This is a genomic window from Pedococcus sp. P2_D7, from assembly GCF_056404295.1.
This window is the reverse complement of record NZ_JBFUEH010000003.1, coordinates 69732-84374: the sequence shown is the minus strand read 5'-3', so window position 1 is coordinate 84374 and position 14643 is coordinate 69732. Positions and strand designations below refer to the sequence as shown.

Genomic DNA, 14643 nt, shown 5'->3' with positions numbered 1-14643 from the left:
CCCCCACCCCACCAGCCGTTTGCTGTGGGGCGTTTGTGCTGTCTACACCCGGTCTGTCCCAGGAGCCCCTTCATGACCCTCGCCCCGCTGCTCGACCTGCTGGGCACCGATCCCGCCGTCGCGCGGGCCCTCGTGGTGGCGCGGGCCGGCGAACCGGCCGCCGATCTCACCGTGCCGGCCGGCGCCCGACCGGCCCTGGTCGCCGCCCTGGCCCGTGACAGTGGTCGGCCGATCCTCGCGGTGACCGCGACCACCCGCGAGGCCGAGGACCTCGTCGCCGCCCTCGGCTGCTACCTCGACGCCGACCGGGTGGCCGACTTCCCCGCGTGGGAGACGCTCCCGCACGAGCGGCTGAGCCCCCGCAGCGACACCGTCGGCAAGCGCCTCGCGGTGCTGCGGCGCCTCAAGCACCCCGACCCCGCCGACCCCACCTACGGCCCGCTCGACGTCGTGGTGGCCCCGGTGCGGGCCGTGCTGCAGCCGGTGTCCCAGGGCCTCGGTGACCTCGCGCCGGTCGCCCTGAAGGCCGGGGACGAGGCGCCCCTGGAGCAGGTCGTCGAGGACCTCGCGGCCGCGGCATACTCCCGCACGGACCTGGTCGAGCGGCGTGGTGAGTTCGCCGTGCGCGGCGGCATCCTCGACGTCTTCCCGCCCACCGAGGACCACCCGGTGCGCGTGGAGTTCTGGGGCGACACGGTCGAGGAGATCCGCTGGTTCAAGGTCGCCGACCAGCGCAGCCTCGAGGTCGCGGAGCACGGCCTCTGGGCCCCGCCCTGCCGGGAGATCCTGCTGACCGAGTCGGTGCGCTCCCGCGCAGCCGCCCTCGTCGACCAGCTCCCGGGCGCGGTCGACCTGCTCTCGAAGCTGGCCGAGGGGATCGCCGTCGAGGGGATGGAGTCGCTGGCGCCCGCCCTCGTCGACGGCATGGAGAGCGTGCTCGACACCCTGCGAGACGGCACCGCGGTCGTGCTGTGCGACCCCGAGCGCGTCCGCACCCGCGCCCACGACCTCGTCGCCACGAGCCAGGAGTTCCTGGAGGCCGGCTGGGCCAACGCAGCGGTCGGCAACAGCGTGCCGATCGACCTCCAGGGCATCCTCGGCACCGCCTCGTTCTGGAGCCTCGCCGACCTGCGCGCCCACGCCGCGCAGTCGGGTATGCCGTGGTGGGACCTCGGCCCGTTCGTCGCCGACGAGGAGCTCGCCGACGGCGACGCGGTCGTGGTCAACACCGGTCTGGAGGAGGCGCCGCGCTACCGCGGCAGCACCCCCGAGGCGGTCGGCGACCTGCAGGGCTGGGTGGCCGACGGGTGGCGGGTCGTCGTCGTCACCGAGGGACCGGGACTGGCCCGGCGCGTGGCCGAGGTGCTCGCGGGGGAGTCCGTGGCAGCGCGGCTGGACTCCGATCTCACGGACCTCACCGAGGGCGTCGTGCACCTGACCACCGGCACGGTCGGCAGCGGGTTCCTCGCTCCGGCAAGCAAGTTCGCACTCATCACCGAGACCGACCTGACCGGGACGCCGGGTCAGGGTGGCTCGACCAAGGACATGCGCAAGATGCCCTCGCGGCGGCGCAACCAGGTCGACCCGCTCCAGCTCAAGCCCGGCGACTTCGTCGTCCACGAGCAGCACGGCGTGGGCAAGTTCGTCGAGATGGTGCAGCGCACGGTCGGCGGTGCGACGCGCGAGTACCTCGTGATCGAGTACGCGCCGGGCAAGCGGGGGCAACCGGGCGACCGGCTGTTCGTGCCGACCGACCAGCTCGACCAGGTCACCCGCTACGTCGGGGGCGAGATGCCGGCCCTCAACAAGATGGGCGGCAGCGACTGGGCCAAGACCAAGGGCCGGGCGCGCAAGTACGTCAAGCAGATCGCGGCCGAGCTGATCCAGCTCTACTCGGCCCGGATGGCGACGGCCGGTCACGCCTTCGCGCCGGACACCCCGTGGCAGCGTGAGCTCGAGGACGCCTTCTCCTACGTCGAGACCCCCGACCAGCTCAGCTCCATCGACGAGGTCAAGGCCGACATGGAGCGCACCGTCCCCATGGACCGCCTCATCTGTGGAGACGTCGGCTACGGCAAGACCGAGATCGCGGTTCGGGCTGCCTTCAAGGCGATCCAGGACGGCAAGCAGGTCGCCATCCTGGTGCCGACCACGCTGCTCGTGCAGCAGCACCTGCAGACCTTCACCGAGCGCTACCAGCAGTTCCCGGTGACCGTTCGGGCGCTGTCGAGGTTCCAGAGCGACAAGGAGGCGCGCGAGACCATCGAGGGGCTGGCCAACGGCAGCGTCGACCTCGTCATCGGCACGCACCGGCTCCTGGGTGGCTCGATCCGCTACAAGGACCTCGGGCTGGTCGTCATCGACGAGGAGCAGCGCTTCGGTGTCGAGCACAAGGAGCAGCTCAAGACCCTTCGCACGGCCGTCGACGTGCTCGCGATGTCGGCCACGCCGATCCCGCGCACCCTCGAGATGGCCGTGACCGGCATCCGTGAGATGTCCACTCTCGCAACGCCTCCCGAGGAGCGGCACCCCGTGCTGACCTACGTCGGCGCCTACGACGAGAAGCAGATCGTGGCCGCCATCCGGCGCGAGCTGCTCCGCGAGGGCCAGGTCTTCCTGGTCCACAACAAGGTGTCGAGCATCGAGCGCGCCGCCAGCCGGATCCGTGAGCTCGTGCCGGAGGCCCGGGTGGCAACCGCCCACGGCAAGATGGGCGAGCACAAACTCGAGCAGGTCGTCGTCGACTTCTGGGACAAGAAGTTCGACGTCCTCGTCTGCACGACGATCGTCGAGACCGGTCTCGACATCTCCAACGCCAACACGCTGATCGTCGAGCGCTCCGACGTGCTCGGTCTCTCCCAGCTCCACCAGCTTCGTGGTCGGGTGGGGCGTGGGCGAGAGCGGGCCTACTGCTACTTCCTCTACCCACCCGAGAAGCCGATGACCGAGACGGCGCACGACCGGCTCCAGACGATGGCCAGCCACACCGACCTCGGTGCGGGCATCCAGATCGCCATGAAGGACCTCGAGATCCGCGGGGCCGGCAACCTGCTGGGCGGCGAGCAGTCCGGCCACATCGCCGGCGTCGGCTTCGACCTCTACGTGCGACTGGTGGGGGAGGCCGTGGCCGACTTCCGCGGTGACGGCGAGACCGCTCCGGGAGAGATCAAGATCGAGCTGCCGGTCGACGCCCACCTCCCGCACGAGTACGTGCCGGGGGAGCGGCTGCGGCTGGAGGCCTACAAGAAGCTCGCCAGCGTGGTCGACGAGCCGGCCCTGGCCGAGATCGAGGCCGAGCTGGTCGACCGTTACGGTCCGCTCCCCGAGCCGGTGCGCAACCTCATGGAGGTCGCGCGGTTGCGCACGGTGGCCCGCCAGGCGTCGGTGGCCGACATCTCCGTGCAGGGCAACTATGTGCGGTTCGGGCCGGTGGACCTCCCCGAGTCGGCGCAGCTCAGGCTGCAGCGGCTCTACCCGAAGTCGCTCGTCAAGGACGCGCTGCATACCATTCTGGTGCCGAAGCCGATGACGGCTCGGGTGGGTGGCCAACCGCTGCGTGACACGGCAGTCTTGCAGTGGGCCAGCGACCTCATCCGGTCCGTCCTGCTGGGCAGCGTCGCCGACGCCGCCCGGGTGGGCACCCGCCAGGGTGCGGACTCGGCTCGATGAGCGTGGCGCCGCAGATGGTGAAACTGAGCAAGGTGAGAGGGCAGTACATGACGAAGGGCCATCCCGTGAAGGCATTCAGCGTCCTGCGTGGGGCCGTCGTGGCGGTCGCCGTCGCCGGCGTCCTGGCCGTGTCCGGCTGCGCCACTGCCGATACCGCTGCCGTCGTCAACGGCCACCGGATCACCGAGCAGGAGGTCCAGGAGGCCACCAGCCAGATCACGAAGGCCTACCCCGACTCGTCGCTCAACACGGCCAACGCGCTGTCGAGCCTCGTGATGGCCGGCTTCATCAACCAGATCGCCGACGAGTCCGGCAAGGGGCTGTCCGACAGCGCTGCCAAGGCCGCCATCACCGAGATCGAGGACCCGAGCGCCGCGACCCTCGAGCTGGTCAAGTCGAGCCTGGCCTCGCAGCAGCTCACCACCATCGAGCAGGGGCACGTCGTGGACCTCGCCAAGAAGGCCAAGGTCACCATGAACCCGCGCTACGGCACCTTCGACGCCAAGAACGTCCGGTTCGACGCCAGCCAGCCCAACTGGATCAAGGCCGAACCCGCGCCTGCCGAGCCCGCTCCGACCACCCCCGCGGGCTGAGCGACCGGTGACGGGTCGGCTGACCCTGCTGGTCGGCAGCCCTCGCATCGCGCCCGGGCTGTTCACCCGCACCGCCTGGGAGACCTTGGGCGCCGCAGACGCGGTGCTGGCCCGCGACGACTCGGAACCGCTCGCCGACGCCGTCTCCGAGTCAGGTGTGCCGGTGGGTCACCTCGGCGAGCTCACCCCGCCGTCCCTGGCGCGGACGCTGATGGACCGGGCGGCCGAGGGAGACGTCGTGTGGGTCTCCTCGGCCGACGGTGACCCCGGCCTCACCGACGCCATCGCGTCAGAGGTGTCGCGCCTCGGCTCGCCGCCGGAGGTCGAGGTCCTCGTCGCCTCCTGGGACGTCCCCGGGTCGCGGCTGCTCGACCTGGTGGCGGTGATGGACCGTCTGCGTTCGCCGGGTGGGTGCCCCTGGGATGCCGAGCAGACCCACGAGACGCTGGTGAAGTACCTCATCGAGGAGAGTCACGAGGCGGCCGAGGCGATCGAGTCCGGCGACCGCGACCACATCCGCGAGGAGCTCGGCGACGTGCTGCTCCAGGTGGTCTTCCAGGCCCGCGTCGCCCAGGAGCACGCCACCGCGCCGTTCGACGTGGACGACGTGGCCGGCGCCATCATCGAGAAGCTGGTCCGCCGGCACCCGCACGTCTTCGCCGACGGCGACGCCTCCACCCCCGCCGAGGTGGAGCGCGCCTGGGAGCAGATCAAGGCAGCCGAGCGCGCCGCCAAGGCTCCGCACGGCGGGGGCGAGGACGGTCACCCGGGGCTGATGCACGGCATACCGAGGTCGTTGCCAAGCCTGCTCGCCGCCGAGAAGGTGCTGGCCCGCTTCGACCGGACCGGTGGCGACCTCGCGACGGTGGGCGAGGGGGACGACGACCTGGGCATGGCCATCGTGGCGCTGGCGGCACGGGCGCGCGAGCGCGGGGAGTCTGCGGAAGCCCTGGTGCGCGTGGCCCTGGCCAGGCTCGACGCGACTGCTCAGGACGAGCAGACCGGCACGAACGGGCGGTCCGGCACGTAGTTGCGCCACTCCTGCTCGGTCAAGGAGCGGCCCGCCAGCCGACAAGCGGTGGCCAGCCAGGACCGCGGGTCAAGGGTCCACGTCAACAGCGACCCGCCGGCACCGGCGAAGAGGATCCGGCTGTTGTCGTTGGTGAAGGCGGGTGCGCCATCATCATCGACCGTGGTGGAGCCGAGGTAGGCGCCGGTGATGCCGTCCCACTGGCTCAGCTTGCCCTCGTTGACGCTCGCGACCAGCCGGCCGTCGTCGCTGAACCGGGTGTAGTAGCCCATCAGGCCCACCTGGGTGGGGCTGGGCTCGGACAGCCACGTCATCGACGGGGCGCTCAGGAGCCCGACCCCTCGGTCGCCGAGGTCGACCAGGAGCCGCGTGCCGTCGGGCGACACCTGAAGCTGCTTCACCAGCGCCCCGAGGTCGGGCATCGGCCGCACGTCGCCCGACAGGTAGTCGACGATGGAGTGACCCGCGTAGGCCGTGTGCAGGTCACCGCTCGGGACGATGCCATCCAGGGGAGGCGCCTCGGTCTGCCCCTCCTTGCTCGGCTGCACCTGGATGGGCGCGCGAGCCGGCAGGAGCGTGCGCGCGTCCAGAACGTGCAGCCTGCCCGTCGTGCTGCCGACGAGCAGGTACTTCCCGTCGAGGGTGAAGAACGCGATCGCGGCCCCTTCGCTCGAGTCAAGGGGGCCCAGCCGATGCTCCGCGAGCACACGACCGGTGGTCACGTCCCAGGTGCGCACCACCGGGTCGCCGGTCGTGACGTTCAGGGTCGTGTCATCGGGGTGCCAGGCCAGGTCGATGTAGTTCCGCTGCTGCATGCGAAGCTCGAGCAGCGGTCCCAGGCGGCCCGTGGCGACGTCACGGATGCGCAGCTGCGGTCCTCCTTCGACGTAGGCAACCTTGTCGAGGCGGGGCGAGACGCGCACCGCGGGCTGTCCGAACCCGGTGGGCGCGCCCACCCGGGAGGCGAGGAACCGTCGGGAGCCGTCGAGGTCCCACGCCTGCACCAGCCCTGCGAGCGTCGCGGTGTAGATCGTCCGACCGTCAAGGCTGAAGGCCGGGTTGGCGGCAGGGCTGTCCTCGGCAAGGATCTCGCGTGCCTCGTCCCCATCCAACGCCCACACCGTCAGACGGTCCCCGGAGGCCGCGACCTTGGTGCCGTCAGGCGAGAAGGCCAGTCCGTTCGTCCAGCCCTGGCCTGAGAGATAGGTGCGCGGCTTCAGCGTTGAGGTGTCGACGAGCACGGCCTCCACCCCGGCGCCGACCGCGAGCAGCCTCCCGTCGGGGCTCAGCACCAGGGATTCGTCGAGCTGGCGGACCCCGAGGTCGGCGGCCTCCAGGACGCGTCGCGTCGTCCCGCCCGGGAGGGCGGTCACGACCAGACGCCCACCTCCCGAGCTGGTGGTGAAGAGCGTGTGCCCGTCGTCGCTGACGTTGGGGGTCCCTCCGTCGTCGAGCTCGAGGACGGCCAAGGGCTTCCCCGGTGCCCGCAGGTCCCACACGGCGGTGACCCCGGGCTTCTCACCGAGGAGGTCCCGGAAGCCGACCGCGAGCCAGCGACCGTTGGGGCTGAAGCCCATGGTGTCGAACACGTGGAAGCCTGCTGGCAGCCCACCGAGCTGCGTCGTGGACCGCGCGCCCGTCCGGTCGAGCAGCTGGACCGCCGGCTCGGTGCCGCTCTCGACGAGGTCGGCCCACGTCGAGACCGCGTAGCGCGACCCGTCGGGGCTGACCACCACCCCGATCCCCTTGATCGGCTTCGGGACCCGCACCTGCTCCAACGTCCGGCCGTCGCGCAGCTCGAGCCCGACGTCGTCGCCCGCCACGGTGGCGACCTGTCCCGTGGCGCTGTTCACCCGCATACTGAAGATGCGGCCGGTGCTGCGAGCGCTGGCCACGAGGGACGGACCCCTGTCCAGGGTGGCGAGGAGGGCGTTCCGAGTGTCGACCGTGTCGTCCAGGGTCACCGCCGCGGCGGCGAGCAGCAGGGAGCGGTCGAGGTCATCGGCGCGCAGCGCCTCGGCGCCGAGACGGCGGGCGTCTGCGACCAGGGCTTGTCGGTCGGCCCGGTCGGCGGCCGTCCTGGCCATGGCCCCCGCGACGATCGCGACAGCCAGCAGCACGGCGACGGCGGCCAGCCCGGCCCGCAGGCGCTGGTTGGAGCGGTGTTCCCGGCGGACCTGCTCCTCGGTGGCGCGCTGTTCGGTCTCGGCCAGGGCGGCTCCCGCGGTCAGGAAGTCCTGCTCGGCGGGTGTGAGGGACGCGGTGGCACGCTCGCGCCACTCGACGGCCCGCGCCTGCCGCGCGCCTCGGTAGAGCTCGCTGTCCGGGCGGCCCAGGTCGTCCCAGCTGGTCGCGGCGACCGAGAGGTGTCGCATGATGCGGAGCCCGTCGACGTCGTCGTCCAGCCAGGACCGCAGCCGGGGCCACGCCATGGCCAGGGCTTCGTGGGCGATCTCCACGGTGTCGCCGTCGGTGCTGAGCAGGCGGGCGCCCACAAGCCGTTCGATCAGCAGGGTGTGGTCTTCGTCGGTGGCGACGGAGCGGCGCGGGACCCGTTGGCGCACGGGCTCGCCGAGGTCGTCCGAGACCACGAGCCGCACCATGAGGTCGCGAAGGACGCCCTGCTGACCGGTCGTGAGATCGCGGAAGAGTCCTTCGGCGGACTGCGAGATCGCCTCGCGGATCCCTCCGGTCGCCGTGTAACCGGCGACGGTGAGGGTGGTCCCCTCGCGCCGTCTCCAGGTCTGGCGCAGGACGTGGGACAGGAGGGGGAGGGCGGCAGGCTCGCCCTGGACCTCGCGCACGAGCAGGTCGACGAGACCGGGCTCGAGCCGGAGCCCGGCCTGCGCGGCCGGCCCCTCGATGGCCAACCGGAGGGCGGGCTCGGTCATGGCGCCGAGCAGGTGGAGGCCCCGCTCGACGAGTCTGGCGAACTCCGGGTGCGTGGACAGCTCGCCGAGACGATCCGCGCGCAGGGTGACGACGAGCACCCCGTGCCCGTGCGTGGTGAAGGCGACGAGCTGGTCGAAGAACTCGGTGCGTTCGGGCGACTCAAGGTCGAGCGAGAGTGCCTCCTCGCACTGGTCGACCACGAGGACGTCGCTGGCGCGGGGGTTCGTGGCCGACAGGGAGTCGGTCGGGCGGCCCCCCGGTGTCAGCACCCGCACTCGATGACCATCGCGCTCGAGGGCGGCCGCGACGCCGGCGCGGGCCAGCGATGACTTGCCGCACCCGGAGGGCCCGACCACGGCCAGGACGCGGCTCTCGTCCAAGCGCTGCAGGCACGCGGCGATGTCGGCCTCGCGGCCGAAGAAGGTGGGGGAGTCGGCTAGGTCATAGGCGATCAGCCCGAGGTACGGGCACTGGGCGCTGGTCGGGGGGAGTACCGTCTGCACGGCGAGAGAAGGGTCCTGGCGGAGAATGGCCTGCTCCAGCTGAGCCAGCTCCGGGCCCGGGTCGAGGCCCAGCTCGTTGCCCAGGACGCTGCGCGCCCGGTGGAGCGTCTCCAACGCCTCCTGCTGGGCGCCGGCCTGGTACTGCGCCAGGGCCAGCAGTCCCCAGCGGCGTTCCCGGTAGGGCTCCTCGCTGACCAGCCGGACCGCGGGCGCCACGGCCTCGCGGGCGTGTCCGGAGCGGAGCATCGCCTCGGCTGACAGTTCCTCGGCCTGCCGGTGCAGCTCGAGCAGCCGCTCCGCCTCTGCGCGCGCGGGAGCCCATTCGGCGAGCTCTGCGAACGGCTCCCCTCGCCAGAGGGAGAGGGCTTCGGTCAAGAGGTATGCCGCGCGGTCGGGTTCGCCGAGGGCGAGGAGCTCGCGGGCACGCCCGAGGAGGCGTTGGAAGTGGAGGTGGTCGAGGTGGTCGACGTGCAAGGTCAGTCGGTACCCCTGGGGCGAGGTCTCGATCGCACCAGCGCCGAGCGACTTGCGCAGCCGGACCACACAACCCTGGACGATCTTGGTCGACGAGGCGGGGAGTGAGTCGCCCCACAGGGCCTCGGCGAGGGCCTCTGGTCGAACCGGGGTGCCGGGGCGCAGGGCGAGCGCCTGGAGGACCACCCGGTCGCGGAGCCAGAGGCTCGCCGCAGCACCGTCGACCTCCAGCGGTCCCAGCACGGCGATACCCATGTCATTGACGGTGAGGCCTGCGGTCCGGGCCGTCAACCAGTGCGATACCCCCGTGATACCGACGCGGTGCTGCCAGTGAACCGCGTTGTGACACAACACCTTCAGGCCGCCAGGCCACACCTCGAAGCAGGATCTACGGAAAGGCACGGATATGTACCGTTTCACTGCCTCTCGCCTCCGTCGGCCGTCGCGCGGGTCCGCCGCGTTGGCCGCGGCGTCGCTCGTCCTGGCCATGGGCGCACTCACCGCCACCGCTGGTCAGGCCGGCGCAGCGCCTGCACCCGTCGACCCGGCGACCCTCACCCCGGCGCCGCCGGACTTCTTCAACGCCACCTGCACCCACAACGGCGTCGGCATCACCTGCGACCTGCACTTCACCGAGGTCGTGCTCGACCACGAACCCAACGGTGTCGTCTGTGACACCCCAGCCGGACCGGTGGAGCTGATCGAGACCAACACCCGGTCGGTCGTCGGAAAGCGCTTCTACGACGGGGACGGCCTTCTGCTGCGGCGCCACTTCCGCGACGAGTGGGCGGGCACGATGACCAACAGGGTCAGTGACCGCTCGGCGACCTACGCGCAGGCCGACCGGATCCTGCACGACCTGGCCGTGCCCGGCGACAACACCACCGGCACCGAGGAAATGACCACTCGGCTGAGGGTCGTCAACGACGCGGGCTCCACGATCTTCGTCGACGCCGGGCGCACCGTGATCCGCGAGGCCGACGGGACCATCGAGTTCCAGGCCGGACCGCACCGGTTCGACGACTACTTCGTCAATGGCGACGCAGCGGCCATCGCGCCGCTCTGCGCTGCGCTCACCTGACGGCGAGGTCGAGTGGGTGGGGGGCAGATGTGGGGGGAGGGGCCTCGCCACACCCACCTCTTGGGGCCCACCGACCGAACGCTGTGGCCCGGCAGCGATTCGAGGTCAGGAGGCGCAGACCGGCACGAACGGGCGGTCTGGCAGGTAGTTGTGCCACTCCTGCTCGGTCAGGGGGCGGCCGGCCAGCCGACAGGCTGCCGCGACCCACGACCGGGGGTCGAGGTCCCAGCTCCGGACGGAGCCGTCCGCCCCGGCGAACAGGAGCCGCTTGCCGTCCGCCGAGAACGACGGGTCCCCAGCCACGCCCACGGTCGCGCTGCCGAGGTAGGTTCCGGTCCGGCCGTCCCAGTAGCTCAGGTGTCCGTCGCTGGCGCTGGCGACGAGGGACCCGTCCGCACTCCAGTTCGTGTTGTCGCCGACGAGCCCGGTCTGGGCGGGGCTGGGTCGGGAGATCCACTTCAGGGTGCGGGCGTCGAGCAACCCTGCGCCCGTGGGTCCGGTGTTGACGAGCACGCGCCTGCCGTCGGGGGAGGGGTACATCGCGTCGACCTCCGTGCCGAGGTCTGGCATCGGACGGACCGTCCCGGACGTGTAGTCGACGATGGCATCACTGATCCACAGCGTCCGCAGGTCTCCACTGGGTCTGAACGCGCTGATCTCCTGCGGACTCGGCGCCCCTTCTGTGGTCTTGTACACCTGGATCGGCGCCCGGGTGGGGGCAAGAGTGCGCGCGTCGAGCACGTGGATCCGGCCCTTGGTCGTGCCGACGAGGAGGTACTTCCCGTCGAGGCTGAACCACGCGATGTCAGCCCCTTCATCCGAGCCGGGTGGTGCCAGCCGTCGTTGCGCCACCTGTCGACCTGTGGTGCTGTCCCACGTCCGGACGTCCTGCGCGCCGGAGGTGACATTGAGCGTGATGCCGTCGGGATGCCACGCGAGGTCGTCGACGTTCGCCTGGGTCATGTCAGGGGCCACGATCGGGCCCAGCTCGCCCGTGGTGACGTCGCGCACGCGGAACTGGGGAGCGACCGCGACATAGCCGATCCGCTTCAGGTCCGGCGAGAACCTGGTGACCGGCTCGGCCCAGCCGAGGCGGTCACCAGCGGGGGCGGCCGGCAGGAAGCGCCGTCCGCCGACGAGGTCCCACGCCTGGACCAGGCCCTGGAAGGTCGCGGTGTAGAGCATCGTGCCGTCGCGGCTGAACGCCGGGTCATCGGCGGCGCCCTCCTGGGCGAAGACCTCGACCGGCTCCTTCGCGCTGAGGTCCCACACCACGAGGCGATCTCCGGCGGCTGCCAGGTGGGTGCCGTCCGGCGAGAAGGCCAGCGAGGTGGTCTCGCCCTGACCAGAGAGGCGGGCGCGGGGCGTCAGCGATGCGGTGTCCACCAGGACGGCGTCCATGCCGGCACCCACCGCCAGGGTCCGGCCATCCGGGCTGAGCGCGAGCACATCGTCGACCTGGCGGACACCGAGGTCGGTGGGTGCGAGGGCGCGACGCGTCTTCCCACTGGGGACGTCCGTGACGAGCAGGTGTCCGCCCCCTTCGTACTGTGCCGAGTAGAGCGTGTGGCCATCCGCACTGATCGTGGGGGCGCTTCCCTCGCTGCCGAGCTCGAGCCTCGCCACTGGCCGGCCGGGCGACTGAAGGTCCCAGACGAAGGTGGCGGTGGGCTCCTCCTCCTGGATCTGGATCAAGGAGGCGGTGAACCAGCGGCTGTTGGGGGAGTACCCGAGGTACGAGCGGTTGTGGGGGTATGGCGCAGCGTCCTTGGAGTGGTAGCTGGCCGGGAGGCCGCCCAGCTGGACCGAGGACCTCGCGCCAGCACTGTCCAGCAGCACGATCGGCGGCTCGAGCCCATCAGCGATGAGGTCAGCCACGATCGACACCGCATATCCGCGGCCGTCGGGTCGGGCGTAGACCGACCCGCCGACGAGCTTCTCCGGGAGGGGGATCCGGCGCAGCGTGGGTCCGTCGTAGAGCTCGAGCCCCTTGCCGTCACCGGCCATCACCGCGACCTGATCGGTGGCCGTGTTCGCTGCCAGGCTCAGGATGCGACCGGCGCTTCGACCGCTGCCCGCGAGCGCCGGTGCGCGGTCGAGCGTGGCCAGCAGGTTGGTGCGGGTCTCCACCGCGTCGTCCAGGGTGACCCCAGCGGCCGCCAGGAGCAGGGCGCGGTCGAGCTCGCCGGACCGCAGCGCCTCGGCACCGAGGCGTCGGGCGTCGGCCACCCTCGCCTGCCGATCCGCGGCATGCTGGGCGGAGAGCGCCACGGCCCCAGCGACGATCGCGACGGCCAGCAGGGCCGCGACGGCCGCCAACCCGAGGCTGAGCCGCTGGTTCAACCGCTGTTCTCGCCGCACCTGCGCCTCGGTCGCACGCTGTTCCTTGTCGGCCAGCAGGGCTGACTCGTGCAAGAAGTCGCGTTCGGCGTCTGTCAGCGTGGCGCTGGTGCGCCGGTGCCACTCGGCCGCGCGCGCCTGGCGGACGCCGCGGTAGAGCTCGCTGTCGGGGCGCCCGAGCTCGTCCCAGCTCTCGGCCGCGACGGTGAGGTGGCGCAGCGTGCGCAACCCGTCGACGTCCTCGTCCAGCCACGACCGCAGGCGCGGCCACGCGACCGCCAGCGACTCGTGCGCGATCTCGACGGTGTCGCCGTCGCTGGCCAGCAGCCGGGCCACGACCAGCTGCTCGACCAGCTGGAGGTGCTCCTCGTCCCCGGTGACCGACCGCCGCGGGACCCGGGTGCGCACCGGGTCGCCGCCCTCGTCGGGCGTGACCAGCCTCAGCATCAGGTCGCGGAGCATGGCCTGGCGCGCAGGATCCAGCGTGCGGAACACCCCCTCGGCCGACTGCGCGACCGCCTCGCGAACGCCACCTGTCGCGGCATACCCCTCGACCGTGAGGGTGCCGCCCTCCCGGTGGCGCCACGTCTGGCGGAGCACGTGGGACAGCAACGGGAGGGCCGAGGGCTCCCCGGCCACCTCGCGCACGAGGAGGTCGACCAGGCCCGGCTCGAGCCGGAGGCCCGCTTGGGCGGCTGGGCCCTCGATGGCCCGTCGCAGGTCGGGTTCGGTCATCGGGCCAAGGAGGTAGAGGCCGCCCTCGACGAGCCGCGCGAAGTCTGGGTGCGGAGCCAGCTCGCCGAGCCGGTCCGCACGCAAGGTGACCACCAGAGAGTGCCGCTCGGCGAACTCGACCAGGGTCGCGAAGAACTCGGCCCGATCCGGTGAGGCCTCGTCGACGGCCAGCGCCTCCTCGCACTGGTCGACGACGAGCACCGTGCCCCGGCGCGTCGGCACGCCAGTCAGGGCGCTCAGGGGACGGCTGCCCGGCGTGAGCACGTGGACGACCCGGCCGTCGCGCTCCAGGGCGGCCGCGATGCCCGCCCGCGCGAGGGAGGACTTGCCGGATCCCGACGGCCCCACCACCGCGAGCACGCCGGCCCGGTCGAGGCGGTGCAGGCAGGCTGCGGTCACCTCGTCCCGGCCGAAGAAGGTCGGGGCGTCGGCGATGTCGTAGGCCACCAGCCCGAGGTAGGGGCACTCGACACTGGTCGGCGGGAGGACCGTCCGCGCGGCCACTGAGGGGTCCTGGCGCAGGATCGCCTGCTCCAGCTCGGCCAGCTCGGGACCGGGGTCGAGGCCCAGCTCGTGGACGAGTGTCAGCTTGGCCCGGTGCAGGGTCTGGAGGGCGTCACCCTGCCGTCCGGCCTGGTACTGCGCGAGAGCCAACAGGCCCCAGCGGCGCTCGCGAGTCGGCTGCTCGGCCACCATCCGCAGGGCATCACCGAGGACCTCCTGGTAGCGCCCGGACCTCAGCCCAGCTTCGGCGTGGAGGTCGTCCGCGTCGCGCCACAGCTCTACGAGCCGCTCCGCCTCGACCCGTCCCGGGCCCCAGTCCGCGAGCTCGACGAGCGGTTCGCCTCGCCACAGCTCCCTGGCCTGCCCGGTGACGTAGCGGGCCCGCTCGGGCTCGCCGTTCGCCAACAGCAAGCGAGCCCGGGTCAGGAGGTGCTCGAAGTGGAGGTGGTCCACCTCGTCCTGGTGCAGGTCCAGGCGGTAGCCGTGCGGTGAGGTCTCGATCGCCTCGGCACCGAGCGCCTTGCGGAGCCGCACGATGCAGCCCTGGACGACCTTCTGCCACGTCTCGGGCAGGTCGTCGCCCCACAGGGTCTCGGCGAGAACCTCCGCGCTCAGGTCCGTGCCGGGACGGGTGGCGAGGGCCTGCAGGATGATGCGGTCGCGGGGGCCGAGAGTCGTCCGACCCTCGTTGACCTGCAGCGTTCCCAACAGCGCGATGCGCATGCCTCGACAGTGATCCTCACCCGAGACGGCGTCAACAGCCCTGACACCGGACTGACACCGGCGCCGCACGACGGTGTCACCGAGACGGCTAAAGCCAGG

General features: G+C 71.8%; 6 protein-coding genes. 4 read left to right on the top strand and 2 right to left on the bottom strand.

Features of this window, described 5'->3' with window-relative positions; translation table 11 throughout:
* The first annotated feature begins 72 nt into the window (after positions 1-72).
* The 3 genes from mfd (at position 73) to AC1DWJ_RS07490 (ending at position 5292) form a co-directional block, all read left to right on the top strand.
* Positions 73-3669 (top strand): transcription-repair coupling factor, encoded by a 3597-nt coding sequence (mfd, locus tag AC1DWJ_RS07500; protein ID WP_477620422.1) that lies wholly within the window; start codon positions 73-75, stop codon positions 3667-3669.
* Between the two features lie 65 nt (positions 3670-3734).
* Positions 3735-4262, top strand: coding sequence for a SurA N-terminal domain-containing protein (locus AC1DWJ_RS07495; protein ID WP_477620421.1), 528 nt, complete (start codon positions 3735-3737; stop codon positions 4260-4262).
* A 7-nt stretch (positions 4263-4269) separates the two neighbouring features.
* Entirely contained in the window at positions 4270-5292 is a 1023-nt protein-coding gene (locus AC1DWJ_RS07490; RefSeq protein ID WP_457254521.1) for a nucleoside triphosphate pyrophosphohydrolase, read from the top strand.
* On the opposite strand, the gene AC1DWJ_RS07485 is transcribed toward AC1DWJ_RS07490, so the two are convergent.
* On the bottom strand, positions 5250-9416 hold the full coding sequence (locus AC1DWJ_RS07485; protein WP_477620420.1) for an nSTAND1 domain-containing NTPase: 4167 nt from the start codon (positions 9414-9416) through the stop codon (positions 5250-5252). The two genes, AC1DWJ_RS07490 and AC1DWJ_RS07485, sit on opposite strands and share 43 nt — an antisense overlap.
* Before the next feature lie 151 nt (positions 9417-9567).
* On the opposite strand from AC1DWJ_RS07485, the gene AC1DWJ_RS07480 reads away from it, so the two are divergent.
* A complete protein-coding gene (locus AC1DWJ_RS07480) occupies positions 9568-10242 on the top strand; it encodes a hypothetical protein (protein ID WP_477620419.1) in 675 nt (224 codons plus the stop codon).
* A gap of 105 nt (positions 10243-10347) precedes the next feature.
* On the opposite strand, the gene AC1DWJ_RS07475 is transcribed toward AC1DWJ_RS07480, so the two are convergent.
* Positions 10348-14544 (bottom strand): nSTAND1 domain-containing NTPase, encoded by a 4197-nt coding sequence (locus AC1DWJ_RS07475; RefSeq protein WP_477620418.1) that lies wholly within the window; start codon positions 14542-14544, stop codon positions 10348-10350.
* Positions 14545-14643: the final 99 nt, after the last annotated feature.